Annotated in this window: 25 protein-coding genes; 24 read left to right on the forward strand and 1 reads right to left on the reverse strand. The window is 71.3% G+C overall.

The window, feature by feature from the left end:
- Nucleotides 1–2: 2 nt before the first annotated feature.
- The 12 genes from ACIRFL_RS08810 to nusB all read left to right on the forward strand — a co-directional run bounded on the left by ACIRFL_RS08810 (nt 3) and on the right by nusB (nt 12,762).
- The gene (locus ACIRFL_RS08810) at nt 3–347 is read left to right on the forward strand and encodes a hypothetical protein (RefSeq protein WP_388706923.1); all 345 of its coding nucleotides are present in this window, start codon (nt 3–5) and stop codon (nt 345–347) included.
- Entirely contained in the window at nt 347–3,019 is a 2,673-nt protein-coding gene (alaS, locus tag ACIRFL_RS08815; RefSeq protein WP_404025527.1) for an alanine--tRNA ligase, read from the forward strand. The genes ACIRFL_RS08810 and alaS overlap by 1 nt, the downstream gene beginning before the upstream one ends.
- Nucleotides 3,020–3,033: 14 nt before the next feature.
- On the forward strand, nt 3,034–3,498 hold the full coding sequence (gene ruvX, locus ACIRFL_RS08820) for a Holliday junction resolvase RuvX (protein WP_404025530.1): 465 nt from the start codon (nt 3,034–3,036) through the stop codon (nt 3,496–3,498).
- 118 nt (nt 3,499–3,616) lie between these two features.
- A complete protein-coding gene (mltG, locus tag ACIRFL_RS08825) occupies nt 3,617–5,491 on the forward strand; it encodes an endolytic transglycosylase MltG (protein WP_404025532.1) in 1,875 nt (624 codons plus the stop codon).
- 90 nt (nt 5,492–5,581) lie between these two features.
- Complete coding sequence (locus ACIRFL_RS08830) at nt 5,582–6,415, forward strand: shikimate dehydrogenase (protein ID WP_404025535.1); 834 nt, start codon at nt 5,582–5,584, stop codon at nt 6,413–6,415.
- A gap of 165 nt (nt 6,416–6,580) precedes the next feature.
- Nucleotides 6,581–7,765, forward strand: coding sequence for a chorismate synthase (gene aroC / locus ACIRFL_RS08835; protein ID WP_404025537.1), 1,185 nt, complete (start codon nt 6,581–6,583; stop codon nt 7,763–7,765).
- A gap of 32 nt (nt 7,766–7,797) precedes the next feature.
- Nucleotides 7,798–8,280 carry a shikimate kinase gene (locus tag ACIRFL_RS08840; protein ID WP_404025745.1) on the forward strand — a complete coding sequence of 161 codons (483 nt, stop codon included), beginning with the start codon at nt 7,798–7,800 and terminating at the stop codon, nt 8,278–8,280.
- Nucleotides 8,277–9,368 carry a 3-dehydroquinate synthase gene (gene aroB, locus ACIRFL_RS08845; RefSeq protein ID WP_404025539.1) on the forward strand — a complete coding sequence of 364 codons (1,092 nt, stop codon included), beginning with the start codon at nt 8,277–8,279 and terminating at the stop codon, nt 9,366–9,368. The genes ACIRFL_RS08840 and aroB overlap by 4 nt, the downstream gene beginning before the upstream one ends.
- Before the next feature lie 187 nt (nt 9,369–9,555).
- Nucleotides 9,556–10,434: a Pro-rich N-terminal domain-containing protein gene (locus ACIRFL_RS08850; RefSeq protein ID WP_404025541.1), complete on the forward strand. Its 879-nt coding sequence runs from the start codon at nt 9,556–9,558 to the stop codon at nt 10,432–10,434.
- A 137-nt stretch (nt 10,435–10,571) separates the two neighbouring features.
- Nucleotides 10,572–11,678, forward strand: coding sequence for an aminopeptidase P family protein (locus ACIRFL_RS08855; RefSeq protein ID WP_404025543.1), 1,107 nt, complete (start codon nt 10,572–10,574; stop codon nt 11,676–11,678).
- An 86-nt stretch (nt 11,679–11,764) separates the two neighbouring features.
- On the forward strand, nt 11,765–12,331 hold the full coding sequence (efp, locus tag ACIRFL_RS08860; protein ID WP_388706899.1) for an elongation factor P: 567 nt from the start codon (nt 11,765–11,767) through the stop codon (nt 12,329–12,331).
- Between the two features lie 2 nt (nt 12,332–12,333).
- Nucleotides 12,334–12,762, forward strand: a complete 429-nt coding sequence (gene nusB, locus ACIRFL_RS08865; RefSeq protein ID WP_404025546.1) for a transcription antitermination factor NusB — start codon at nt 12,334–12,336, stop codon at nt 12,760–12,762.
- A gap of 190 nt (nt 12,763–12,952) precedes the next feature.
- Here the strand turns inward: nusB and bldD are convergent, their stop codons facing one another.
- Nucleotides 12,953–13,456, reverse strand: a complete 504-nt coding sequence (bldD, locus tag ACIRFL_RS08870; protein WP_043498969.1) for a transcriptional regulator BldD — start codon at nt 13,454–13,456, stop codon at nt 12,953–12,955.
- 253 nt (nt 13,457–13,709) lie between these two features.
- Between bldD and pyrR the strand changes: the two genes are divergently transcribed.
- From pyrR to coaBC, 12 genes are all read left to right on the forward strand, one after another.
- Entirely contained in the window at nt 13,710–14,279 is a 570-nt protein-coding gene (gene pyrR, locus ACIRFL_RS08875) for a bifunctional pyr operon transcriptional regulator/uracil phosphoribosyltransferase PyrR (protein ID WP_404025549.1), read from the forward strand.
- 95 nt (nt 14,280–14,374) lie between these two features.
- Nucleotides 14,375–15,355: an aspartate carbamoyltransferase catalytic subunit gene (locus ACIRFL_RS08880; RefSeq protein WP_404025551.1), complete on the forward strand. Its 981-nt coding sequence runs from the start codon at nt 14,375–14,377 to the stop codon at nt 15,353–15,355.
- Between the two features lie 5 nt (nt 15,356–15,360).
- Nucleotides 15,361–16,647 (forward strand): dihydroorotase, encoded by a 1,287-nt coding sequence (locus ACIRFL_RS08885; protein WP_404025553.1) that lies wholly within the window; start codon nt 15,361–15,363, stop codon nt 16,645–16,647.
- Nucleotides 16,644–17,237: a hypothetical protein gene (locus ACIRFL_RS08890; RefSeq protein ID WP_404025555.1), complete on the forward strand. Its 594-nt coding sequence runs from the start codon at nt 16,644–16,646 to the stop codon at nt 17,235–17,237. The genes ACIRFL_RS08885 and ACIRFL_RS08890 overlap by 4 nt, the downstream gene beginning before the upstream one ends.
- Entirely contained in the window at nt 17,234–18,391 is a 1,158-nt protein-coding gene (gene carA, locus ACIRFL_RS08895) for a glutamine-hydrolyzing carbamoyl-phosphate synthase small subunit (protein ID WP_404025556.1), read from the forward strand. Before ACIRFL_RS08890 ends, carA begins: the two co-directional genes overlap by 4 nt.
- Nucleotides 18,384–21,692 (forward strand): carbamoyl-phosphate synthase large subunit, encoded by a 3,309-nt coding sequence (carB, locus tag ACIRFL_RS08900; RefSeq protein ID WP_404025557.1) that lies wholly within the window; start codon nt 18,384–18,386, stop codon nt 21,690–21,692. Before carA ends, carB begins: the two co-directional genes overlap by 8 nt.
- A 91-nt stretch (nt 21,693–21,783) precedes the next feature.
- Nucleotides 21,784–22,893 carry a quinone-dependent dihydroorotate dehydrogenase gene (locus ACIRFL_RS08905; RefSeq protein WP_404025559.1) on the forward strand — a complete coding sequence of 370 codons (1,110 nt, stop codon included), beginning with the start codon at nt 21,784–21,786 and terminating at the stop codon, nt 22,891–22,893.
- Nucleotides 22,890–23,792, forward strand: coding sequence for an orotidine-5'-phosphate decarboxylase (gene pyrF / locus ACIRFL_RS08910; protein ID WP_404025561.1), 903 nt, complete (start codon nt 22,890–22,892; stop codon nt 23,790–23,792). The genes ACIRFL_RS08905 and pyrF overlap by 4 nt, the downstream gene beginning before the upstream one ends.
- 299 nt (nt 23,793–24,091) lie before the next feature.
- Complete coding sequence (locus tag ACIRFL_RS08915; protein WP_030810589.1) at nt 24,092–24,415, forward strand: integration host factor; 324 nt, start codon at nt 24,092–24,094, stop codon at nt 24,413–24,415.
- A gap of 37 nt (nt 24,416–24,452) precedes the next feature.
- Nucleotides 24,453–25,010 (forward strand): guanylate kinase, encoded by a 558-nt coding sequence (gmk, locus tag ACIRFL_RS08920; protein ID WP_404025563.1) that lies wholly within the window; start codon nt 24,453–24,455, stop codon nt 25,008–25,010.
- A 38-nt stretch (nt 25,011–25,048) separates the two neighbouring features.
- The gene (gene rpoZ / locus ACIRFL_RS08925) at nt 25,049–25,321 is read left to right on the forward strand and encodes a DNA-directed RNA polymerase subunit omega (RefSeq protein ID WP_005319902.1); all 273 of its coding nucleotides are present in this window, start codon (nt 25,049–25,051) and stop codon (nt 25,319–25,321) included.
- A gap of 188 nt (nt 25,322–25,509) precedes the next feature.
- Nucleotides 25,510–26,712, forward strand: coding sequence for a bifunctional phosphopantothenoylcysteine decarboxylase/phosphopantothenate--cysteine ligase CoaBC (coaBC, locus tag ACIRFL_RS08930; RefSeq protein WP_404025564.1), 1,203 nt, complete (start codon nt 25,510–25,512; stop codon nt 26,710–26,712).
- The last annotated feature ends 260 nt before the right edge of the window (nt 26,713–26,972 follow it).

A 26,972-nucleotide genomic window follows, 5' to 3' on the forward strand; every position in this document is an offset into this window, starting at 1 on the left:
CGATGTTCCGCCGTACGTTCTGGTTCACCACGGGCGTCGCCGCCGGTGTGTGGGCCACCACCAAGGTCAACCGCAAGCTGAAGCAGCTGACCCCGGAAAGCCTCGCCGCGACCGCGGCCAACAAGGCACTCGTGACGGGCCGGCGCGTCAAGGACCGAGCGGTGGGCTTCGCCCTCGACGTCCGCGACAACATGGCCCAGCGGGAAGCCGAACTCGAAGACGCCCTCGGCATCCACGAGGACCCGCAGCTCCCCGCCCCCAGGCGCTACGCCGCCATCGAGAACCGCAGCAACCCGACGTACGTCGACCCCACGACGTACTCGCACGACCGGAATGAGGACCACTGATGGAGTCGGCCGAGATTCGTCGCCGCTGGTTGAGCTTCTTCGAGGAGCGCGGTCACACCGTCGTCCCTTCGGCGTCGCTCATCGCGGACGACCCGACTCTGCTCCTCGTCCCGGCCGGCATGGTGCCCTTCAAGCCCTACTTCCTGGGCGAGGTCAAGCCGCCGTTCCCGCGCGCCACCAGCGTGCAGAAGTGCGTGCGCACGCCGGACATCGAGGAGGTCGGCAAGACCACCCGGCACGGCACGTTCTTCCAGATGTGCGGCAACTTCTCCTTCGGCGACTACTTCAAGGAAGGCGCCATCAAGCTCGCCTGGGAACTGCTCACCACCCCCCAGGACAAGGGCGGTTACGGCCTCGACCCCGAGCGCCTGTGGATCACCGTCTACAAGGACGACGACGAGGCCGAGCAGATCTGGCACGAGGTCGTCGGCGTGCCCAAGGAGCGCATCCAGCGCCTGGGCATGAAGGACAACTTCTGGTCCATGGGCGTCCCCGGCCCGTGCGGTCCCTGCTCCGAGATCAACTACGACCGCGGCCCCGAGTTCGGCGCCGAGGGCGGCCCCGCCGTCAACGACGAGCGGTACGTGGAGATCTGGAACCTCGTCTTCATGCAGTACGAGCGCGGCGAGGGCACCGGCAAGGACAACTTCGAGATCCTCGGCGACCTGCCGAGCAAGAACATCGACACCGGCCTCGGCCTGGAACGCCTCGCCATGATTCTGCAGGGCGTGCAGAACATGTACGAGATCGACACCTCCATGGCCGTGATCGCCAAGGCCACCGAGCTGACCGGTGTCCCCTACGGCGACGCCCACGACTCGGACGTCTCCCTGCGCGTGGTCACCGACCACATGCGCACCGCCACCATGCTCATCGGCGACGGCGTGACCCCCGGCAACGAGGGCCGCGGCTATGTGCTGCGCCGCATCATGCGCCGCGCCATCCGCAACATGCGGCTGCTGGGTGCCACCGGTCTGGTCGTCAAGGACCTGATCGACACCGTGATCGGCACGATGGGCCGGCAGTACCCGGAACTGGTCACCGACCGCGAGCGCATCGAGAAGGTCGCCCTCGCCGAGGAGGCCGCCTTCCTCAAGACGCTGAAGGCCGGCACCAACATCCTCGACACCGCCGTCACCGAGACCAAGGCCGCCGGCGGCACGGTCCTGCCCGGCGACAAGGCGTTCCTGCTCCACGACACCTGGGGCTTCCCCATCGACCTCACCCTGGAGATGGCCGCCGAACAGGGCCTGTCCGTGGACGAGGACGGCTTCCGCCGCCTGATGAAGGAGCAGCGGGAGCGCGCCAAGGCCGACGCCCAGGCCAAGAAGACCGGCCACGCCGACCTCGGCGCCTACCGGGAGATCGCCGACTCGGCCGGCGAGACCGACTTCATCGGCTACGCCGACACCGAGGGCGAGTCCACGGTCGTCGGCATCCTGGTCGACGGCGTCTCCTCGCCCGCCGCCACGGAGGGCGACGAGGTCGAGGTCGTCCTCGACCGCACCCCGTTCTACGCCGAGGGCGGCGGCCAGATCGGCGACACCGGCCGGATCAGGGTCGACTCCGGTGCCGTCATCGACGTCCGCGACACCCAGAAGCCGGTGCCCGGCGTGTACGTCCACAAGGGCGTCGTCCAGGTCGGCGAGGTGACGGTCGGCGCCAAGGCCCACGCCGCCATCGACCACCGCCGGCGCAAGGCCATCGCCCGCGCCCACTCGGCCACCCACCTCACCCACCAGGCGCTGCGCGACGCCCTCGGCCCGACCGCCGCCCAGGCCGGCTCGGAGAACCAGCCGGGCCGCTTCCGCTTCGACTTCGGCTCCCCGTCCGCCGTGCCCACGGCCGTGATGACCGACGTCGAACAGAAGATCAACGAGGTGCTGGCCCGCGACCTCGACGTGCACGCCGAGGTCATGGGCATCGACGAGGCCAAGAAGCAGGGCGCCATCGCCGAGTTCGGCGAGAAGTACGGCGAGCGGGTCCGCGTCGTGACCATCGGCGACTTCTCCAAGGAGCTGTGCGGCGGCACGCATGTGCACAACACCGCCCAGCTGGGCCTGGTCAAGCTGCTCGGCGAGTCCTCCATCGGCTCCGGTGTGCGCCGCATCGAGGCCCTGGTCGGCGTGGACGCCTACGCCTTCCTCGCCCGCGAGCACACGGTCGTCAACCAGCTGACCGAACTGCTCAAGGGCCGCCCGGAGGACCTGCCCGAGAAGGTCTCCTCGATGCTCGGCAAGCTGAAGGACGCCGAGAAGGAGATCGAGAAGTTCCGCGCCGAGAAGGTGCTCCAGGCCGCCGCCGGTCTCGCCGAGTCCGCCAAGGACGTCCGCGGGATCGCCGTCGTCACGGGCCGGGTGCCGGACGGCACCACGCCGGACGACCTGCGCAGGCTGGTCCTCGACGTGCGCGGGCGCATCCAGGGCGGCCGGGGCGCCGTCGTCGCCCTGTTCACCGTGGCCAACGGCAAGCCGCTCACGGTCATCGCCACCAACGAGGCCGCCCGCGAGCGCGGCCTCAAGGCAGGTGACCTGGTCCGCACCGCCGCCAAGACGCTCGGCGGCGGCGGTGGCGGCAAGCCGGACGTCGCCCAGGGCGGCGGCCAGCACCCGGCCGCCATCGGCGACGCCGTGGACGCCGTCGAACGCCTGGTCGCCGAGACCGCCAAGTAGGGACGGCCCAGATCATGCGCAGAGGACGTCGGCTCGCGATCGACGTCGGGGACGCCCGTATCGGGGTCGCCTCGTGCGACCCCGACGGGATCCTCGCCACCCCGGTGGAGACCGTCCCCGGCCGGGACGTCCCGGCCGCCCACCGCCGGCTCGGGCAACTCGTCGAGGAGTACGAGCCGATCGAGGTCGTCGTCGGCCTGCCCCGCTCCCTCAAGGGGGGCGAGGGCCCGGCCGCGGTCAAGGTGCGCGCCTTCGCCCAGGAGCTGGCCAAGGGCATCGCGCCCGTCCCGGTGCGGCTCGTGGACGAGCGGCTGACCACCGTGACGGCCGGCCAGGGACTGCGCGCCTCGGGGGTCAGGTCGAAGAAGGGCCGCTCCGTCATCGACCAGGCCGCGGCCGTGGTCATCCTTCAGCAGACCCTCGAATCCGAACGGGTGTCAGGCAGGCCACCCGGCGAGGGCGTCGAAGTGGTCATCTGATCGCGATACGGTAACGTTCCGCGCGATGCGGTGGTGTTCGAACAGCTGCCGCACAGCAAGAGGCGGAAAGGGACCGGCGGCAGCCGCGGGACCGGCGCCTCGCGGCTCTAGGGGATCGATGACTGAGTATGGCCGGGGCCAAGGCTCCGAACCGTGGCATCCGGAGGACCCGTTGTACGGGGACGGCGGATGGGGAGGCCAGCAGACCCAGCCGGGTCAGCAGGCCCCCTACGGCGGCCTGCCCCAGCACCACCCGCAGCAGCCGCAGTACGACGGCTGGCACCAGCAGCAGTCCGGGTACGACCAGTACGGCGGGCAGCAGTACCCGCACTACGGCGAACAGGGTCATCAGCAGTACGCACAGCAGGGCGACGAGCAGTACCCCGGTCACCAGCAGCAGCCCCACGCGGGTCACGACCAGCAGCACTACGGCGGCCACGGCCAGCAGCAGTACCCCGGTCACCAGCAGCAGCCCCACGCAGGTCATGACCAGCAGCACTACGGCGGCCACGGTCAGCAGCAGTACCCCGAGCACGACCAGCAGCAGTACCCGGGGCAGTCCCAGCCGCAGTACCCGCAGGGCGGCTGGGACGCCACCGGCACCCACGGCCATGTGCCCTACGCCGCCGACCCGGGCGACCCCTACGGCCAGCAGCCGGGGGCGTACGGCGCGGAGCAGCCCGACCTCTACGGCACCCCCGACGCCTATCCGCCGCCGCGGCCGCCCGGCCGCAGACGATCCGAGCCGGAGCCCGAGACCGACTGGGACCCCGGCCCTGACCAGGGCGAGCACGCGTTCTTCGCGGGCGGCGGCGATGACGAGACCGACGACGACCTCGACCACGACCCGGCGACGCGGCGCGGGCGCGGCGACCGCAGGGGCAAGGGCGCCAAAGGCGGCAAAGGAGCCAAGAAACGGCGCAACGGCTGCGCGTGCATGGTGGTCGTGCTCGTCTTCGGCGGCGGACTCGGCGGGGTCGGATACTTCGGATTGAAGTTCTACCAAAATCGTTTCGGCGCGGCCCCGGACTTTGCGGGCAACGGCACGAACGAAACCGTGACCGTGGAAATCCCCAAAGGCGCGGGCGGTTACGAGATCGGGCGACGGCTGAAGGACGCAGGGGTCGTCAAGAGCGTCGACGCGTTCGTCTCCGCCCAGTCGCAGAATCCCGAGGGCGACACGATCCAGGCCGGCGCCTATCTGCTGAAGAAAGAGATGTCCGCCGCCAGCGCCGTGAAATTGATGCTCGACCCGACGAGCCAGAGTAATGTGCTGGTCAAACCGGGTGAACGCAATGCCCAGGTGTACCAGGCGATCGACAAACAGCTCGGCCTCGCGTCCGGCACCACGCAAAAGACCGCCCAGAAGGAGTACAAGAAGCTCGGGATGCCGAGCTGGGCGCAGAAGAACAGCCGGATCCGGGACCCGCTGGAGGGCTTCCTCTTCCCCGGCACGTACCCGGCCGCGAAGGGCATGAAGCCCGACACCGTCCTGAAGCAGATGGTCGCCCAGGCCAAGCAGAAGTACGTCGGCTACGGACTGGAGGCCAAGGCCAAGGAACTCGACCTGGCCGACCCCTTCCAACTCGTCACGGTCGCGAGCCTGGTCCAGGCCGAGGGCAAGACGCACGACGACTTCCGCAAGATGGCGGAAGTGATCTACAACCGTCTCAAGCCCACGAACACCGAGACCAACCGGCTGCTGCAGTTCGACTCGACCTTCAACTACCTGAAGGGCCAGAGCAATATCCACATCAGCGAGTCCGAGATCAACAGCAACAAGGACCCGTACAACACCTACACCAACACGGGCCTGCCGCCCGGACCGATCGGAAACCCGGGCGACGACGCCCTGAAGGCCGCGCTCAATCCCACCCACGACGGCTGGATCTACTTCGTGGCGACCGACGGACAGAGCAACACGGAATTTGCCAAGACCTACGACGAGTTCCAGAAACTGAAGGACAAGTTCAACGCCAACAACGGCCGCTGACACCGCCCGCCCGCCGCACTCGGCGGCGGGCGGCTCGGGTACCGTTGCAGCCCGATGCACATCGGGTCGGTGAACAGCGGCGGAGCGGTGATGGAAAACGTTCGGTACAAGCGGGCCGCCGTGCTCGGATCCCCCATCGCGCACTCGCTCTCCCCGGTGCTGCACCGCGCCGCGTACGCCGAACTCGGGCTCACCGACTGGGTGTACGAGCGCTTCGAGGTCGACGAGGCCGGGCTGCCCGGGTTCTTCGCGCGGCTGGGCCCCGAGTGGGCGGGGCTCTCGCTGACCATGCCGCTCAAGCGCGCGGTCATCCCGTTGGTCGACGAGATCACCGAGACGGCCGCCTCGGTCGACGCGGTCAACACGGTCGTATGCACCGAGGACGGCCGTCGCGTCGGCGACAACACCGACATCCCGGGCATGGTGGCCGCGCTGCGCGAGCACGGAATCGAACAGGTCCACACCGCCGCGATCCTCGGCGCCGGCGCCACCGCCTCCTCCGCGCTCGCCGCCCTGGCGCGGATCTGCACCGGCGAGGTCGTCGCCTACGTCCGCAGCGCGGCCCGCGCCGCCGAGATGCGGCAGTGGGGCGAACGGCTCGACGTCGACGTCCGCACCGCGAACTGGGCGGATGCCGCCGAGGCGCTGCACGCCCCGCTGGTCGTCGCCACCACCCCGGCGGGCACCACCGACGCGCTCGCCACCGCCGTACCGGAGCGGCCCGCCACCCTCTTCGACGTGCTCTACGAGCCCTGGCCGACCGCCCTCGCGGCCCGCTGGTCCATGGCCGGCGGGGCCGTCGTCGGCGGCCTCGACCTCCTCGTGCACCAGGCCGTGCTCCAGGTCGAGCAGATGACCGGCCGCGCACCGGCCCCGCTGGAGGCCATGCGCCGGGCGGGGGAGAAGGCCCTCGCCGAACGCTGACGTGTCCATTCGGCGTCCGCCTGCTGGACCGGCGGCCTTGCGCCGGGCCGGACGTGGGAGGATCGGAGGTGGCGGACCGGGGCCGCGCACCCGGGCACGCCGTCGCCGTACGCGAGGACGCGCGTACGCAGGGCAGTACCAGGGCGCGATCCCAGAGGAGCACCGTTGAGCAGGCTGCGTTGGCTGACCGCGGGGGAGTCCCACGGTCCCGCACTCGTCGCGACGCTGGAGGGCCTTCCCGCCGGCGTGCCGATCACCACGGAGATGGTGGCGGACCAGATGGCCCGGCGGCGGCTCGGCTATGGGCGGGGCGCGCGCATGTCGTTCGAGCGGGACGAGGTCACGTTCCTGGGCGGGGTGCGGCACGGGCTGACGCTGGGCTCGCCGGTGGCGGTCATGGTGGGCAACACGGAATGGCCCAAGTGGGAGCAGGTCATGGCGGCCGATCCGGTGGACCCCCAGGTGCTGGAGGGCCTGGCCCGCAATGCGCCGCTGACCCGGCCGCGGCCGGGGCACGCCGATCTGGCGGGGATGCAGAAGTACGGGTTCGACGAGGCCCGGCCGGTCCTTGAGCGTGCCTCGGCGCGGGAGACCGCGGCGCGGGTGGCGCTCGGCGCGGTGGCCAGGTCGTATCTGAAGGAGACCGCGGGGATCGAGGTCGTCAGCCACGTCGTGGAACTGGCCGCGGCGAAGGCGCCCTACGGCGTGTACCCGACGCCCGCCGACGTGGAGCGGCTGGACGCGGACCCGGTGCGCTGCCTGGACGCGGACGCGTCGAAGGCGATGGTCGCGGAGATCGACCAGGCCCACAAGGACGGTGACACGCTCGGCGGTGTGGTCGAGGTGCTGGCCTACGGGGTGCCGGTGGGGCTCGGTTCGCATGTGCACTGGGACCGGAAGCTGGACGCGCGGCTGGCCGCGGCGCTGATGGGCATCCAGGCCATCAAGGGCGTCGAACTGGGTGACGGGTTCGGCCTTGCGCGGGTGCCGGGGTCGAAGGCGCATGACGAGATCGTGACCACGCCGGAGGGTATCCGGCGTGCGTCGGGGCGTTCCGGCGGCACCGAGGGCGGGCTGTCGACGGGTGAGCTGCTGCGGGTACGGGCGGCGATGAAGCCGATCGCGACGGTGCCGCGCGCCCTCGCCACCGTCGACGTGGCCACCGGCGAGCCGGCCCGGGCGCACCACCAGCGGTCGGATGTGTGCGCGGTGCCGGCCGCGGGGATCGTCGCGGAGGCGATGGTCGCCCTGGTGCTGGCGGACGCGGTCGCGGAGAAGTTCGGCGGCGACAGCGTGCCGGAGACCCGCCGTAACGTGCGCTCCTACCTCGACAGTCTCACGATCCGGTGAGCGCCGTGCCTGCGATCGTGCTCGTGGGGCCGATGGGGGTCGGCAAGTCCACCGTCGGAGAGCTGCTGGCCGTCCGGCTGGGCGTGCCCTACCGGGACACCGACGACGACATCGTGGCCGCCGAGGGCCGGACCATCGCCGAGATCTTCGTGGACGACGGCGAGGCCGCGTTCCGCGCGATCGAGAAGCGCGCGGTGCGCACCGCGCTCGCCGAGCACGCGGGCGTGCTGGCGCTGGGCGGCGGCGCGATCCTCGACGCGGACACCCGCGCCCTGCTGTCCGCGCACCGGGTGGTCTATCTCTCCATGGACGTGGAGGAGGCGGTCAGGCGCACCGGTCTGAACGCGGCCCGGCCGCTGCTGGCGGTCAATCCGCGCCGGCAGTGGCGGGAGCTGATGGAGGCGCGCCGGCACCTGTACGAGGAGGTCGCCACCGCGGTCGTGGCCACCGACGGCCGCACGCCCGAAGAGGTCACCCAAGAAGCCCTGGACGCACTGGAGTTGAAGGAAGCATGAGCGAGACGGTGACGCGGATCCAGGTCGCCGGCACGGCGGGCACCGAAGCCTACGAGGTGCTGGTCGGCCGCCGGCTGTTGGGCGAACTGCCCCACCTGGTGGGACCGCGCGCCAAGCGGGTCGCGGTCATCCACCCCGAAGCGCTGGCCGAGACCGGGGACGCGCTCCGCGCCGACCTGGCCGAGCAGGGCTACGAGGCGATCGCCGTCCAGGTGCCGAACGCGGAGGAGGCCAAGACCGCCGAGGTCGCCGCCTACTGCTGGAAGGCGCTCGGCCAGTCCGGGTTCACCCGCACCGACGTCATCGTCGGCGTGGGCGGCGGCGCGACCACCGACCTCGCCGGATTCGTCGCCGCGACCTGGCTGCGCGGTGTGCGCTGGATCGCCGTACCGACAACCGTGCTGGCCATGGTGGACGCGGCGGTCGGCGGCAAGACCGGGATCAACACCGCCGAGGGCAAGAACCTCGTCGGCGCCTTCCACCCGCCCGCGGGCGTGCTGTGCGACCTCGCCGCGCTGGAGACGCTGCCCGTGCACGACTACGTCTCCGGCCTCGCCGAGATCATCAAGGCCGGGTTCATCGCCGACCCGGTCATCCTGGACCTCATCGAGTCGGACCCCGAGGCCGCGCGCACCCCGGCAGGACCGCACACGGCCGAACTGGTCGAGCGGTCGATCCGGGTGAAGGCGGAGGTGGTCTCCGCCGACCTGAAGGAGTCCGGCCCGCGGGAGATTCTCAACTACGGCCATACGCTCGGCCACGCCATCGAGAAGAACGAACGCTACCAGTGGCGGCACGGCGCGGCCGTGGCCGTGGGCATGCACTTCGCCGCCGAACTCGGCCGTCTCGCGGGCCGGTTGGACGACGCGACGGCCGACCGCCACCGCGCCGTCCTGGAGTCGGTCGGGCTGCCCCTGCACTACCGTTACGACCAGTGGCCCAAGCTGCTGGAGACCATGAGGGTCGACAAGAAGTCCCGCGGCGACCTGCTGCGCTTCGTCGTCCTCGACGGGCTCGCCAAGCCCACCGTCCTCGAAGGACCGGACCCGGCCGTGCTGCTCGCCGCCTACGGCGAAGTGGGGCAGTAAGTCCGTCCGCGCTCCATACGTCCGATTCCCCTCGCGCAGCGGGCACTTCGGACCGTCCCCGGCCGTTTCACCAAACGACGGCCGGGGACGGTACCGTTCGGTAGCAAGCGGGGGCTCGCACTCCGCGGCCGGCGCCCAGGGCCAGCGGCGGACCGAGCCCGTAAGGAACGAGACGGAGTGGCACCGGATGCAGCACGCAGTGGGGTCACCGCTGCCGCAGCCCCACCAGCCGGGGCAGGAACCGGCCGCCGGCTGGTCGCCGGCCGCACACCACCCGGGTGCGGGAGCCCACCAGCCTCCCGCACCCGCGCCCCCACCGCCACCCGTGCCGGGCTACACCGGCTCGGGCGCCCCCGCGGGACCGGTGCCGCCCGCACCCCCGCGGCACATCCCCGCCCCGGCCGCCCCGCCCGTGCCGGACGGCACCGGGCATGTGCCACTGCCACCGGGCGGCCCCGTCCCCGCGCCCAGCACACCGCCCGCCACCGCCACCGCGCCGGACGCCACCACCACGACGCTGGCCGTGCTGCTCATCGGCCCCGCGGGCGCCGGCAAGACGAGCGTCGCCAAGTACTGGGCCGACCACCGACGGGTCCCCACCGCCCACATCAGCCTGGACGACGTACGCGAATGGGTGCGCTCCGGCTTCGCCGACCCGCAGACCGGCTGGAACGACCACTCCGAGGCGCAGTACCGGCTGGCCCGCCGCACCTGCGGTTTCGCCGCGCGCAACTTCCTGGCCAACGGCATCTCCTGCATCCTGGACGACGCCGTGTTCCCGGACCGTCCGGTGGTGGGCCTCGGCGGCTGGAAGCGGCACGTCGGCCCGGGCCTGCTCCCGGTGGTGCTGCTGCCCGGCCTCGACATCGTCCTGGAGCGCAATGCCGAACGCACCGGCAACCGCAGGCTGACCGACGAGGAGGTCGCCCGCATCCACGGCCGCATGGCCGGGTGGTACGGCTCGGGGCTGCCGATCATCGACAATTCCCAGCTGGACGTGCCCGGCACGGCCCGCGTCCTGAACGACGTCCTGGCCAGGGCGATAGCGAGCCCGCCCACCTGGTGAGCGGGACGGGCGCACCCCTCGCCGGTGCCCGACTACGGGCTGCCCGGCACCCGGGACACGGCCGTCCGTGCCCCCCGATCCCTCGAACGGCAGTCTCCCAACCGGCACAATCCCGTCACCGCTTCTAGGCTCGACTCATGTCAGAGGTGTACGCGAACCGCCGCTCCCGGCTGAGGGAGCGCTGCACCGCGGCCGGCACCGCGGCGGCGCTCGTCACCCGCCCCGCCAATGTGCGCTATCTGGCGGGCGCCGCCCCGCAGGGCGCGGTCATGCTCCTCGGCAGCAGCGAGGACCTGCTGGTGTGCGCCGAGCCGCCCGACGACCGCCCCACCGAGGGGCGGCCGGACGAGCACCTGCGGGTGCACGTCCTGCCCATGCCCGGCGGTGACCCGGCCGTGGCCGCCGCGGGTCTCGCCGCCGGCCAGGGGGCCGACACCCTCGCGGTCGAGGAACACCACCTCACCATGGCCCGCTACCGGGCCGCCGCCTCGGTCGCGCCCGGTCTGCGCCTCACCGATCTCGGCGCGGCCGTCGAGCAGCTGCGGGTGGTCAAGGACGAGGAGGAGATCTCCCTGCTGCGGATCGGCGCGGAGATCGCCGACCAGGCCCTCGGTGAGCTGCTGGAGTCGATCCTGGTGGGCCGCACCGAGCGGCACCTCGCGCTGGAGCTGGAACGGCGCCTGGTCGACCACGGCGCCGACGGACCCGCGTTCTCGACCTCGGTCGCCACCGGACCCCACTCCGGGCGCCGCGGTCACCGCCCCACCGACCGGCGGGTCGAGGAGGGCGACTTCCTCTCCGTCTGCCTGGGCGCCGCCTACCGGGGCTATCGCTGCGAGATCGGCCGGACCTTCGTCATCGGTACGTCACCCGCCGACTGGCAGGTCGAGCTGTACGACCTGGTCTTCGCCGCGCAGCGGGCCGGCCGGGAGGCCCTGGCGCCCGGCGCCGCGTTCCGCGACGTGGACCGCGCCGCCCGCCAGGTGCTGGACTGCGCGGGCTACGGCGAGGGCCTGCCACCGGTCACCGGACATGGCGTCGGACTCGAAATCGACGAGGACCCTCAGTTGGGCCCCGCCGTCATGGGTAAACTGGACGCTTGCGTGCCGGTCACCGTCGAACCGGGGGTCCACCTCCCGGGCCGGGGCGGTGTCCGGATCGATGACACGCTCGTCGTGCGCCCCGAGGCGGACGGCGGACCCGAGCTACTCACCATCACGACCAAGGAGCTGCTCGCGCTGTAGCGAACGCAGGGAGGTGCAGGCACGTCCCGCCGCCGCTCGGTTCGTGCACCGGGGTCGTCCACGTCAGTCCAGGAGATTCCGCAACCGTGGCTTCCACGAACGACCTCAAGAACGGCCTGGTGCTCAAGCTCGAAGGCGGCCAGCTCTGGTCCGTCGTCGAGTTCCAGCACGTCAAGCCCGGCAAGGGCCCGGCATTCGTGCGTACCAAGCTCAAGAACGTGCTCTCCGGCAAGGTCGTCGACAAGACCTTCAACGCCGGTGTCAAGGTCGAGACGGCCACTGTCGACAAGCGCGACATGCAGTTCTCGTACATGGATGGCGACTACTTCGTCTTCATGGACATGGAGACCTACGACCAGCTGCACATCGACCGCAAGGTCGTCGGCGACGCCGCCAACTTCCTGATCGAGGGTTTCGAGGCCACCGTCGCGCAGCACGAGGGCGAAGTGCTCTTCGTGGAGCTGCCCGCCGCCGTCGAGCTGACCATCCAGGAGACCGAGCCCGGCGTCCAGGGCGACCGCTCCACCGGCGGCACCAAGCCCGCCACGCTGGAGACCGGCCACCAGATCCAGGTTCCGCTCTTCATCACCACCGGTGAGAAGATCAAGGTCGACACCCGCACCAGCGACTACCTCGGCCGGGTGAACAGCTAACCGTGGCTGCCCGCAACACGGCCCGCAAACGTGCCTTCCAGATCCTCTTCGAGGCCGACCAGCGCGGTGCCGGGGTCCTGACGGTCCTCGCGGACTGGATCCGGCTCTCGCGGTCCGACCCGCGGCAGCCGCCGGTGAGCGAGTACACGATGCAGCTGGTCGAGGGCTACGCGGAGCACGCGGAGCGCATCGACGAGCTGATCGCCCAGTACTCGGTCGGCTGGACGCTCGACCGGATGCCGGTCGTGGACCGCAACATCCTGCGGCTCGGCGCCCACGAGCTGATCTGGGGCGACGAGACCCCGGACGCCGTCGTCCTCGACGAGATGGTGCAGCTGGCCAAGGAGTTCTCCACGGACGAGTCACCCGCGTTCGTCAACGGGCTGCTCGGCCGGCTCAAGGAGCTGAAGCCGTCGCTGCGGCGCGACTAGCCCGGCTCGCACCCACTGGGGCGTGGGCGCCGCGGGAAGGCGGCAGAAGGGCGGCTGGGGAGCCCCTCGGGCCATCCACGCAGGTCGCCGCGCCCCTGGCGGTCGTATGACAGGAAAAGCCGCCGGGGTGGCCGGAACCATGAGGTTCCGGCCAGCCCGGCGGCACGTTTCTGCTGAGTCGTTCAGCGGCTCAGCTCTCCTCGTGGGCGGCCACGGCACGACGCGCGTCCGCGTCCAGCACACCCCAGCTGATCAGCTGCTCGGTGAGGACCGACGGCGACTGGTCGTAGATGACGGCGAGTGTGCGCAGGTCGTCCTGGCGGATCGACAGCACCTTGCCGTTGTAGTCTCCGCGCTGCGACTGGATCGTCGCCGCGTAACGCTGCAGGGGACCCGCCTTCTCGGCCGGCACGGTGGCCAGCCGCTCCAGGTCCAGGACCAGCTTCGGCGGCGGCTCGGCGGCGCCGCCCGGGGTCGTACCGGGCAGCAGTTCCTGCACGGGAACGCCATAGAAGTCCGCCAGCTCCGCGAGGCGCTGCACGGTCACGGCGCGGTCGCCGCGCTCGTACGAGCCGACGACGACTGCCTTCCAGCGGCCCTGGGACTTCTCCTCGACACCGTGGAGGGAAAGGCCCTGCTGGGTGCGGATGGCCCGGAGCTTGGCCCCGAGCTGTTTGGCGTATTCGCTGGACATATAGCTCCCCGGACACTGTGTCGACGCGGCCGGCTGCGATTCCCGCCGCGCGGCTGGTAACTCACTGTGAGGTTACGCAGCGTGACACTTCTGCGTCAAGCCGAATGGTCCACACCGACTCTTCCGTGGTGCCGGCGAACGACTGCGCCAATCGGGTGACCGGGGCGCCCCGGACGACCTGCTACGGTGGATGGCGCAATTCCGGCGTCCTTTAAGGTCCGTCCCGTGAGGCGGAGAAGGAGGTCCGTTTCGTATGGACATGCAAGCCTCCGATGCCCGGCCCGTGCTCGAAGGGGCCGACATCGCGCGGGTGTTGACCCGCATCGCCCACGAGATCGTCGAGCGCGCCAAGGGCGCCGACGACGTGGTGCTCCTCGGCATTCCGACCCGGGGTGTCTTCCTCGCCCAGCGGCTCGCCGCCAAGCTCGCCGAGATCACCGACCGCAAGATTCCGGCCGGCTCGCTCGACATCACGATGTACCGCGACGACCTGCGCCTGCACCCGCCGCGCGCGCTGGCCCGCACCGACATCCCCGGTGACGGCATCGACGGCCGCCTCGTCGTCCTCGTCGACGACGTGCTCTTCTCCGGCCGCACCATCCGCGCCGCCCTCGACGCCCTGGGCGACATCGGGCGCCCGCGTGCCGTGCAGCTCGCGGTCCTCGTCGACCGCGGCCACCGCGAGCTGCCCATCCGCGCCGACTACGTCGGCAAGAACCTCCCCACGTCGCTGCGGGAGACGGTCAAGGTCCAGCTCACCGAGGAGGACGGTCGCGACACCGTGCTGCTCGGCGTCAAGCAGGCCGCCCCGGGCGACCAGTAGCACGTCGGCGCGCGCGCCACGCCGTGCGCCGCGTCACCGCGCCCACGCCTGCCCGGATTCTCCCGATACCTGAACTGCCTTACGGAGCCTGACAGATGCAGCGCCATCTCATCTCGGCCGCCGACCTCACCCGCGACGACGCCGTCCTGATCCTCGACACCGCCGAGGAGATGGCCCGGGTCGCCGACCGGCCGATCAAGAAGCTGCCGACCCTGCGCGGCCGGACGATCGTCAACCTCTTCTTCGAGGACTCCACCCGCACCCGGATCTCCTTCGAGGCCGCCGAGAAGCGGCTGTCCGCGGACGTCATCAACTTCACCGCCAAGGGGTCCAGCGTCTCCAAGGGCGAGTCCCTGAAGGACACCGCACAGACCCTGGAGGCCATGGGCGTCGACGCGGTCGTCATCCGGCACGGCGCATCCGGCGCCCCCTACCGCCTGGCCAACTCCGGCTGGATCGACGCAGCCGTGATCAACGCGGGCGACGGCACCCACCAGCACCCCACCCAGGCGCTGCTCGACGCGTTCACCATGCGCCGCCGGCTGGTGGGCCGGGACGCCGGCCTCGGCCGGGACCTCGCCGGCCGGCGCATCACCGTCGTCGGTGACGTCCTACACAGCCGCGTCGCCCGCTCCAACGTCGACCTGCTGCACACCCTGGGCGCCGAGGTCACCCTGGTCGCCCCGCCCACCCTGCTGCCGGTCGGCATCGAGACATGGCCCTGCGAGGTCTCCTACGACCTCGACGCCACGCTGCCCAAGTCCGACGCGGTGATGATGCTGCGGGTGCAGCGGGAGCGGATGAGCGCCGCCTTCTTCCCCACCGAGCGCGAGTACGCCCGGCGCTACGGCCTCGACGCCGAGCGGATGGCGCGGATGCCCGAGCACGCCATCGTCATGCACCCCGGCCCGATGGTCCGCGGCATGGAGATCACCGCCGAGGTCGCCGACTCCGACCGCTGCACCGCCGTCGAACAGGTCGCCAACGGAGTGTCCATCCGGATGGCCGTCCTCTACCTGCTGCTCGGCGGCAACGAACCCGCCGTCACCCACGCCCGCACCACCGAGGAGAAGTGAGAACCGTGAGCAAGACCCTGATCCGTGGTGCCGAAGTGCTCGGCGGCGCACCGCAGGACGTCCTGATCGACGGCGAGACCATCGCCGCGGTGGGCACCGGGCTGGGCGCCGACGGCGCCGAGGTGGTCGACGCCGCGGGGAAGGTCCTGCTCCCCGGCCTCGTCGACCTGCACACCCACCTGCGCGAGCCCGGCCGCGAGGACTCCGAGACCGTGCTGACCGGCACCCGCGCCGCCGCCTCGGGCGGCTACACCGCCGTGTTCGCCATGGCCAACACCTTCCCGGTCGCCGACACGGCGGGCGTCGTCGAGCAGGTCTACCGGCTCGGGCGGGAGCACGGCTACTGCGACGTCCAGCCGATCGGCGCCGTCACCGTCGGCCTCGAAGGCAAGCAGCTCGCCGAACTGGGCGCCATGCACGAGTCCGCCGCGGGCGTCACCGTCTTCTCCGACGACGGCAGGTGCGTCGACGACGCCGTGATCATGCGGCGCGCGCTGGAGTACGTGAAGGCGTTCGGCGGCGTGGTCGCCCAGCACGCGCAGGAGCCGCGGCTGACCGAGGGCGCCCAGATGAACGAGGGCGTCGTCTCCGCGGAGCTGGGCCTGGGCGGCTGGCCCGCGGTCGCCGAGGAATCGATCATCGCCCGCGACGTACTGCTCGCCGAACACGTCGGCTCCCGCGTCCACATCTGCCACCTGTCCACCGCGGGATCCGTGGAGATCGTCCGCTGGGCCAAGTCCCGCGGCATCGCCGTCACCGCCGAGGTCACCCCGCACCACCTGCTGCTCACCGACGAACTGGTGCGCTCCTACGACCCGGTCTACAAGGTCAACCCGCCGCTGCGCACCGAGCGCGACGTACGGGCCCTGCGCGCGGCCCTCGCCGACGGCACGATCGACATCGTCGCGACCGACCACGCCCCGCACCCGCACGAGGACAAGGACTGCGAGTGGGCCGCGGCCGCCATGGGCATGGTCGGCCTGGAGACCGCTCTGTCGGTGGTCCAGGAGACCATGGTCGACACGGGCCTGCTGGACTGGGCGGGCGTCGCCGAGCGCATGTCGTTCGCACCGGCGCGCATCGGCCGGGCCGCCGGCCACGGCCGTCCCGTCTCGGCAGGCGAGCCCGCCAACCTCACCCTGGTGGACACGGCATACCGTGGCCGGGTGGACCCCGCGGGCTTCGCCTCGCGCAGCCGCAACACCCCCTACGAGGGCCGCGAGCTGCCGGGCCGTGTCACCCACACGTGGCTGCGGGGCAAGGCCACGCTCGTCGACGGGAAACTCACGTGACACCTGCACCCCAGCTCGCGGCCCGACTGGTGCCCGCGTTCGCCGCCGAACAGAAGTCGGCCCCGGTCACCGACTGGGCCGCCCGGATCGGCTGGCTCGTCGCACTCGCCCTCTTCGTGGCGCTCGTCTACTGGCTGATGCGTGAGGGCTGGAAGTGGCGCGGCCACCTCCAGGGCGACCTGCCCGCGCTGGAAACCGCGCCGCACGACCCCGGCCCGGCCAGACTGACGATGAGCGGCCGCTACCACGGCTCCACCACCGCCGGGCAGTGGCTCGACCGCATCGTGGCGCACGGCCTCGGCGCCCGCAGCAGGGCCGAGCTGACGCTGACGGACGCGGGCCTGGACGTCTCACGCCCGGGGGCCGCCGACTTCTTCGTCCCCGCCGGCGCGCTGCGCGAGGCCCGGCTCGACAAGGGCATCGCGGGCAAGGTCCTCACCGAGGGCGGCCTGCTCGTGGTGACCTGGGCGCACGGCGACCGGCTGATCGACTCCGGCTTCCGCTCCGACCACGCGGCCGAGCACGGCGACTGGGTCGACGCCATCAACTCCATGATCAAGACAGACAGCACGGAAGGCGCCGAACGATGACGACCTCCACGAAGCAGAACGCCTCACAGAGGAAACAGGTGCCCTGCGCGGTACTCGTCCTGGAGGACGGCCGGATCTTCCGCGGCCGCGCCTACGGGGCCATGGGGGAGACCTTCGGCGAGGCCGTGTTCGCCACCGGCATGACCGGCTACCAGGAAACCCTCACGGACCCGTCGTACGACCGCCAGATCGTCGTCGCGACCGCCCCGCAGATCGGCAACACCGGCTGGAACGACGAGGACGACGAGTCCCGTCGCATCTGGGTGGCCGGCTACGCGGTGCGCGACCCCGCGCGCGTGCCGTCCAACTGGCGCGCCAAGCGCTCCCTGGACGACGAACTGCTCGCGCAGGGCGTCGTCGGCATCTCCGGGATCGACACCCGCGCCCTCACCCGCCATCTGCGCGAGCGCGGCTCCATGCGGGCCGGAGTCTTCTCCGGCGACGCGATCGCCGCCGACGCGGACCTCGTCGCGCGCGTGCGGGCCCAGCCGCACATGAAGGGCGCGAGCCTCTACGAGGAGGTCGCCACCGAGGAGGCGTACGTCGTCCCGGCGATCGGCGAGAAACGGTTCACCGTCGCCGCGATCGACCTCGGGATCAAGGGCATGACCCCGCACCGCATGGCCGAGCGGGGCATCGAGGTCCATGTGCTGCCCGCCACCGCCACCCCCGAGGACGTGTACGCCGTCGCGCCCGACGGCGTGTTCTTCTCCAACGGGCCCGGCGACCCGGCCACCGCCGACGGCCCCGTCGCGCTGATGACCGCCGTCCTCGAACGGCGCACGCCGCTGTTCGGGATCTGCTTCGGCAACCAGATCCTGGGCCGCGCCCTCGGCTTCGGCACCTACAAGCTCAAGTACGGCCACCGGGGCATCAACCAGCCGGTGCAGGACCGTACGACCGGCAAGGTGGAGGTCACCGCGCACAACCACGGCTTCGCCGTGGACGCGCCGCTCGACCGGGTCAGCGAGACGCCCTTCGGCCGCGCCGAGGTGTCCCACGTCTGCCTCAACGACGACGTCGTGGAGGGGCTGCAGCTGCTCGACCAGCCGGCCTTCTCCGTCCAGTACCACCCCGAAGCGGCAGCGGGCCCGCACGACGCCGCCTACCTGTTCGACCGCTTCGTATCCCTGATGGAGGGCCAGCGTGCCTAAGCGCACCGATATCCAGTCCGTCCTGGTCATCGGCTCCGGTCCGATCGTCATCGGCCAGGCCGCCGAGTTCGACTACTCCGGTACGCAGGCGTGCCGGGTGCTCAAGGCCGAGGGACTGCGCGTCGTCCTCGTCAACTCCAACCCGGCGACGATCATGACCGACCCGGAGATCGCCGACGCCACCTACGTCGAGCCGATCACCCCGGAGTTCGTCGAGAAGATCATCGCCAAGGAGCGCCCCGACGCCCTGCTGCCCACCCTGGGCGGCCAGACGGCCCTCAACACCGCGATCTCGCTGCACGACAACGGCGTCCTGGAGAAGTACGGCGTCGAGCTGATCGGCGCCCACGTGGACGCCATCCACAAGGGCGAGGACCGCGACCGGTTCAAGGACGTCGTGGCGGAGGTCCGCCGCAAGACCGGCCACGGCGAGTCCGCCCGCTCCGTGATCTGCCACTCCATGGACGAGGTGCTGGCGGGCGTCGGCGAACTCGGCGGCTACCCGGTCGTCGTGCGCCCCTCCTTCACCATGGGCGGCGCCGGCTCCGGCTTCGCCCACGACGAGGACGAACTGCGCCGCATCGCCGGCCAGGGCCTCACGCTGTCCCCGACCACCGAGGTCCTTCTGGAGGAGTCGATCCTCGGCTGGAAGGAGTACGAGCTGGAGCTGATGCGCGACAGGAACGACAACGTCGTGGTCGTCTGCTCCATCGAGAACTTCGACCCCATGGGCGTGCACACCGGTGACTCGATCACCGTCGCCCCGGCGATGACCCTGACCGACCGCGAGTACCAGATCCTGCGCGACATCGGCATCGCGGTGATCCGCGAGGTCGGCGTGGACACCGGCGGCTGCAACATCCAGTTCGCGGTGAACCCCGACGACGGCCGAGTGATCGTCATCGAGATGAACCCGCGCGTGTCGCGTTCGTCGGCCCTCGCCTCCAAGGCGACCGGCTTCCCGATCGCCAAGATCGCGGCCAAGCTCGCCGTCGGCTACACCCTCGACGAGATCCCGAACGACATCACCCAGGAGACCCCGGCCTCCTTCGAACCGACCCTCGACTACGTCGTCGTCAAGGCGCCCCGGTTCGCCTTCGAGAAGTTCCCGAGCGCCGACTCCACGCTGACCACCACCATGAAGTCGGTCGGTGAGGCCATGGCCATCGGCCGCAACTTCACCGAGGCGTTCCAGAAGGCGCTGCGCTCCCTGGAGCGGAAGGGCAGCCAGTTCACGTTCGTCGGCGATCCGGGCGACAAGACCGCCCTCCTCGCGCAGTCCGTGCGCCCCACCGACGGCCGGATCACCACCGTGATGCAGGCCATCCGCGCGGGCGCCACGCCCGAGGAGGTCTTCGAGGCCACCCGGATCGACCCGTGGTTCGTGGACCAGCTCTTCCTGATCAAGGAGATCGCGGACGAGCTGGGCGCCGCCGCCGAACTGACCGCCGACCTGCTGGCCGAGGCCAAGCGGCACGGCTTCTCCGACCAGCAGATCGGCGAGATCCGCGGGCTGCGCGAGGACGTCGTCCGCGAGGTGCGGCACGCCCTCGGCATCCGCCCGGTGTACAAGACGGTCGACACCTGCGCCGCCGAGTTCGCCGCCCGGACGCCGTACTTCTACTCCTCCTACGACGAGGAGAGCGAGGTCGCGCCGCGCGAGAAGCCCGCGGTGATCATCCTGGGCTCCGGACCCAACCGGATCGGCCAGGGCATCGAGTTCGACTACTCCTGCGTGCACGCCTCCTTCGCGCTGTCCGACGCCGGGTACGAGACCGTGATGGTCAACTGCAACCCGGAGACCGTCTCCACGGACTACGACACCTCCGACCGCCTCTACTTCGAGCCGCTGACGCTGGAGGACGTGCTGGAGATCGTCCACGCGGAGTCGCAGGCCGGCCCGATCGCGGGCGTGATCGTGCAGCTCGGCGGCCAGACCCCGCTCGGCCTCGCGCAGGCGCTCAAGGACAACGGCGTGCCGATCGTGGGCACCCCGCCCGAGGCGATCCACGCCGCCGAGGACCGCGGCGCCTTCGGCCGCGTCCTCGCGGAGGCCGGCCTGCCGGCCCCCAAGCACGGCACCGCCACCGCCTTCGCGGAGGCGAAGGCCATCGCCGACGAGATCGGCTACCCGGTCCTGGTCCGGCCCTCGTACGTCCTCGGCGGACGCGGCATGGAGATCGTCTACGACGAGACCCGCCTCGCCTCCTACATCGCCGAGTCCACCGAGATCAGCCCCTCCCGGCCGGTGCTCGTCGACCGGTTCCTCGACGACGCCATAGAGATCGACGTCGACGCGCTCTACGACGGCGAGGAGCTGTACCTCGGCGGGGTCATGGAGCACATCGAGGAGGCCGGCATCCACTCCGGCGACTCGGCGTGCGCGCTGCCGCCCATCACCCTCGGCGGCTTCGACATCAAGCGGCTGCGCGCCTCGACGGAGGCGATCGCCCGGGGCGTCGGTGTCCGCGGCCTGATCAACATCCAGTTCGCGCTGGCCGGCGACATCCTGTACGTCCTGGAGGCCAACCCGCGCGCCTCCCGCACGGTCCCCTTCACCTCGAAGGCGACCGCGGTGCCGCTGGCCAAGGCCGCCGCCCGGATCTCGCTCGGCGCGACCGTCGCCGAACTGCGCGCCGAGGGGCTGCTCCCGGCGCACGGCGACGGCGGCGAGATGCCGCTGGACGCGCCGATCTCCGTCAAGGAGGCCGTCATGCCCTGGTCGCGCTTCCGGGACATCCACGGCCGGGGCGTGGACACCGTGCTCGGTCCGGAGATGCGCTCCACCGGCGAGGTCATGGGCATCGACTCGGTCTTCGGCACGGCGTACGCCAAGTCGCAGTCGGGTGCGTACGGGCCGCTGCCGACGAAGGGCCGCGCGTTCATCTCGGTCGCCAACCGCGACAAGCGCTCCATGATCTTCCCGGCCCGGGAACTGGTCGCCCACGGCTTCGAACTGCTCGCCACCTCCGGCACCGCCGAGGTCCTCAAGCGCAACGGCATCAACGCCACGGTCGTGCGCAAGCAGTCCGAGGGCACCGGCCCGAACGGCGAGCGGACCATCGTCCAGCTCGTGCACGACGGCGAGGTCGACCTCATCGTGAACACCCCCTACGGCACCGGTGGCCGCCTCGACGGCTACGAGATCCGCACGGCCGCGGTGGCCCGCTCGGTGCCCTGTCTGACGACGGTCCAGGCGCTCGCCGCGGCGGTCCAGGGCATCGACGCGCTCACCCACGGCGACGTGGGCGTCCGCTCGCTCCAGGAACACGCGCACCACCTGACCGCGGCCCGCGACTAGCAGCCCCGAGGGGGACACCGGAGACGGTGTCCCCCTCTTCTTGGGGCTCTTCCAGGGGCCCCTTGCCGGGGCTCCTCACGAGGACATCCACATGTACAAGCTCTTCTTCCGACTCGTCTTCACCCGGATGGACCCGGAGCGGGCGCACCGGCTCGCCTTCCGCTGGATCCGTCTCGCCGCCCGTCTCCCGGTGCTGCGCACGTTCCTCGCCGCCGCCCTCGCACCCCGCCACAAGGAGCTGCGCACCGAGGCGTTCGGGCTGCGCATGCACGGCCCGTTCGGCCTCGCCGCCGGCTTCGACAAGAACGCCGTCGCGATCGACGGGATGGCGATGCTCGGCTTCGACCACGTCGAGATCGGCACGGTGACCGGCGAGCCGCAGCCCGGCAACCCGCGCAAGCGGCTGTTCCGGCTCGTCGCCGACCGGGCGCTGATCAACCGCATGGGGTTCAACAACGAGGGCTCGCTCGCCGTCGCCGCCCGGCTGGCCGCGCGCGAACCCGTCTTCCGGACCGTCGTGGGCGTCAACATCGGCAAGACCAAGGTCGTCCCCGAGAAGGACGCGGTCGCCGACTACGTGAAGTCGGCGGAGCGGCTGGCCCCGTACGCCGACTACCTGGTCGTGAACGTGTCGTCGCCCAACACGCCGGGGCTGCGCGATCTGCAGGCCACCGAGGCACTGCGCCCGCTGCTCACCGCGGTCCGCGGGGCCGCCGACCGCGCGGTGCCCGGCCGCCGGGTGCCGCTGCTGGTGAAGATCGCGCCCGACCTCGCCGACGAGGACGTCGACGCCGTCGCCGACCTCGTCGTGGAGCTGGGCCTGGACGGCATCATCGCCACGAACACCACCATCGCCCGCGACGGCCTCTGCCCGGCGTCCGACCCGGCGCTCGTGAAGGAGACCGGCGGGCTGTCGGGAGCGCCCCTGAAGGCACGCTCCCTGGAGGTGCTGCGCCGGCTGTACGCGCGCGTGGGCGACCGGATCACCCTGGTGGGGGTCGGCGGCATCGAGAACGCCGAGGACGCCTGGGAGCGCATCCTGGCCGGCGCGACCCTGGTCCAGGGCTACAGCGCCTTCGTCTACGAGGGGCCCTTCTGGAGCCGCGCCGTCCACAAGGGCCTCGCCGCCCGCCTCCGCACCAGCCCGTACGCCACCCTCGCCGACGCGGTCGGCGCCGATGTGAAGAAGGCAGCCGTATGAGTGCCCACCCGTCACCCGGCCGGCAGCGCTCAGCGGGTCCGTCCGGGCCGCCTGCCCCGCCGGCCGAACCCTTCGGGGCCCGCCTGCGGCGCGCCATGGACGAGCGGGGCCCGCTGTGCGTGGGCATCGACCCGCACGCCTCCCTGCTCGCCGAGTGGGGCCTGAACGACGACATCGCCGGTCTGGAGCGGTTCAGCCGCACGGTCGTCGAGGCGGTGGCCGGCCGGGTCGCGGTCCTCAAGCCGCAGAGCGCGTTCTTCGAGCGCTTCGGATCGCGCGGCATCGCCGTCCTGGAAGCGTCGGTCCGGGAGGCGCGCGCGGCCGGTGCCCTGGTCGTCATGGACGCCAAGCGCGGGGACATCGGCTCGACCATGGCCGGCTACGCCGAGGCGTTCCTGCACCCGGACGCTCCGCTGTTCTCGGACGCCCTGACCGTCTCGCCCTACCTCGGCTACGGCTCGCTGAGCCCGGCCCTCGCCCTGGCGCGGGAGCACGGGACGGGTGTGTTCGTGCTGGCGCTGACCTCCAACCCGGAGGGCGCGGAGGTGCAGCACGCGGTGCGCGCGGACGGCAGGACCGTCGGCGCCACGATGCTGGCCCACCTCGCCGCGGAGAACGCCGGCGCGACGCCGCTCGGCTCGTTCGGCGCGGTCGTGGGCGCGACGCTCGGCGATCTGTCGGCCTACGACCTCGACATCAACGGGCCGCTCCTCGCGCCCGGGATCGGCGCCCAGGGGGCGAGCCCGGCGGATCTGCCCGGGCTCTTCGGGCCGGCCGTGCGCAACGTCGTGCCGCACATCAGCCGGAGTGTTCTTCGTCACGGTCCCGAGGTCGGGGCGTTGCGGGCCGCCGCGGAACGCTTCGCGGACGCGATCCGGGCCGGTGTGACGGGTGCCTGAGTCCCACGACGGGGCGCTGAGGAGCGCCGCCGGGCCGCCTTGAGCCTGAATACATCCTCAAATCCGGGGCAATATGTCTCAAATGTCCGGCCTGATGGAGGCTGACCAGGACTTTTCCGCTGTTCTCGCTGACTCTGGCGGACTTGCCCGCTAGTCTCCGAGCAGTGGGGACACCTCCCGCGCTGCTCAAGGCAGTGGGGGAGAACGGGCAGCGTGTTGCTCGTGCCTCCCCAGGTGTGGGGCGACTAGGTTCCTCACCGGTCCGTATCCGACAGTTCGACATCCGAGGTGACGTAGGCGTGGCTCTTCCGCCCCTTACCCCTGAACAGCGCGCAGCCGCGCTCGAAAAGGCCGCCGCGGCTCGCCGGGAGCGGGCCGAGGTCAAGAATCGACTCAAGCACTCCGGCGCCTCCCTCCACGAGGTCATCAAGCAGGGTCAGGAGAACGAGGTCATCGGCAAGATGAAGGTCTCCGCCCTGCTGGAGTCCCTGCCGGGCGTGGGCAAGGTCCGCGCCAAGCAGATCATGGAGCGACTCGGGATCTCCGAGAGCCGCCGCGTGCGTGGCCTCGGTTCCAACCAGATCGCCTCCCTGGAGCGCGAGTTCGGCAGCACCGGCTCCTGAGTCCCGGGCACCCCGGGATTGCTGGAATAATCGCTGCATGAGTGAACGTCCGCGGCTGACCGTGCTCTCCGGCCCCTCCGGGGTCGGTAAGAGCACGGTCGTCGCCCATATGCGCAAGGAACACCCCGAGGTCTGGCTCTCGGTGTCGGCGACCACCCGCGAGCCCCGCCCCGGCGAGCAGCACGGCGTCCACTACTTCTTCGTCACCGACGAGGAGATGGACAAGCTGATCGCCAACGGCGAGCTGCTGGAATGGGCCGATTTCGCCGGCAACCGCTACGGCACGCCGCGTGCCGCCGTGCTGGACCGCCTGGAGGCGGGCGAGCCCGTCCTCCTGGAGATCGACCTCCAGGGCGCCCGGCAGGTACGCGAGTCCATGCCGGAGGCCCAGCTGGTGTTCCTGGCTCCGCCCTCCTGGGAGGAGCTGGTGCGCAGGCTCACCGGACGCGGCACCGAGCCGCCCGAGGTGATCGAGCGCCGCCTCGAGGCGGCCAGGATCGAGCTGGCGGCCGAGCCGGAGTTCGACGAGACCTTGGTGAACACCTCCGTCGAGGACGTGGCGCGCGAGCTGCTAGCCTTGATGGACGTTGTGTGATTGTGTCTGATCTTTTCCCATCTTTCGGAAGGTAGAGCGTGTCCTCTTCCATCACCGCGCCCGAGGGCATCATCAACCCGCCGATCGACGAGCTGCTTGAGGCCACCGACTCGAAGTACAGCCTTGTGATCTACGCGGCCAAGCGTGCCCGCCAGATCAACGCGTACTACTCGCAGCTCGGCGAGGGCCTGCTTGAGTACGTCGGTCCGCTCGTCGACACCCACGTCCACGAGAAGCCGCTCTCGATCGCCCTGCGTGAGATCAACGCGGGTCTGCTGACCTCCGAGGCCATCGAGGGCCCGGCGCAGTAACCCGCGCGGCAGCGGGAGCACGCGCAGTCGTACGTTCGTACGTTCTGACTGTGCTCGGCTTTTCCACAGGCCCGGCAGCACGACTGCCGGGCCTGTGGTCTGCTCGGGGGTGCGGGGAAACACGTCCCCCGCCGTCGTGCAGCATGGGGATGTACGTTCCGAGTCCGGGGAGAGACGGGGGAGAGACGGTGGACAAGCCGAAGGTCGTTCTGGGGGTCAGCGGCGGCATCGCCGCGTACAAGGCATGTGAGCTGCTGCGCAGATTCGCCGAGTCGGGCCATGATGTGCGCGTCGTCCCCACCGCCGCCGCGCTGCGCTTCGTCGGCGCCGCCACCTGGTCCGCGCTGTCCGGCAACCCCGTCGCCACCGAGGTCTGGGACGACGTCCACGAGGTACCGCACGTCCGCATCGGCCAGCACGCCGACCTCGTGGTGGTGGCCCCCGCGACCGCCGACACGCTCGCCAGGGCCGCCCACGGCCTCGCCGACGACCTGCTGACCAACACGCTCCTGACGGCCCGCTGCCCGGTCGTCTTCGCCCCGGCCATGCACACGGAGATGTGGGAGCACCCGGCCACCCAGGAGAACGTGGCGACGCTGCGCCGCCGGGGTGCCGTCGTCATCGAGCCCGCGGTCGGGCGGCTCACCGGCGTCGACACCGGCAAGGGACGGCTGCCCGATCCCGTGGAGATCTTCGAGGTCTGCCGGCGGGTGCTGGCCCGCGGGGTCACGGAGCCCGACCTGGCCGGACGGCATGTCGTCGTCTCCGCCGGCGGCACCCGCGAACCCCTCGACCCGGTCCGCTTCCTCGGCAACCGCTCCTCCGGCAAGCAGGGCTACGCCCTCGCCCGCACCGCCGCCGCGCGGGGCGCCCGGGTGACCCTGGTCGCGGCGAACACCGGCCTGCCCGACCCGGCCGGGGTGGACGTCGTCCGGGTCGGCACGGCCGTCCAGCTGCGCGAGGCGGTGCTCAAGGCCGCCGCGGACGCCGACGCGGTGGTGATGGCCGCGGCCGTGGCCGACTTCCGTCCGGCCACCTACGCCACGGGGAAGATCAAGAAGAAGGACGGCCAGGAACCTGAGCCCGTCGTCCTGGTGCGCAATCCGGACGTCCTCGCGGAGATCTCGGCCGAGCGTGCGCGGCCCGGACAGGTGATCGTCGGCTTCGCCGCCGAGACCGACGACGTCCTCGCCAACGGCCGGGCGAAACTGGCGCGCAAGGGGTGCGACCTCCTCGTGGTGAACGAGGTGGGGGAGGGGAAGACGTTCGGTTCCGAGGAGAACGAGGCCCTGGTGCTGGGCGCCGACGGCAGCGAGACGCCCGTGCCGCGCGGCCCCAAGGAGGCCCTTGCCGAGGCCGTCTGGGACCTGGTGCGCGGCCGTTTGGCCTGAAGTGTTTCAGCCGTTCGACGGTTTTCGCGAACCCGACATTCTCCCGGGGAGCCTCTGGCCAATGGGGCCGGGCATTGGGCAGAATGCCCGTGCCGCAGGTCACGGCGTCCCCGGCCGCCGGTGGGCGCGCGCCCCCGTCGAGCGAAGGCGAGAGCGGGGGAGGGTGCCCCTGCGACGGAGTGCGACCGATAAACTGTTGTCGGACGTCGCTGGGCGCAGCTCCCGCGTCGTCCGTCAATGATCAGCCAGCAGCCGCTGCA

The organism is Streptomyces sp. NPDC102462, assembly GCF_044765425.1.
Classification (GTDB): domain Bacteria; phylum Actinomycetota; class Actinomycetes; order Streptomycetales; family Streptomycetaceae; genus Streptomyces.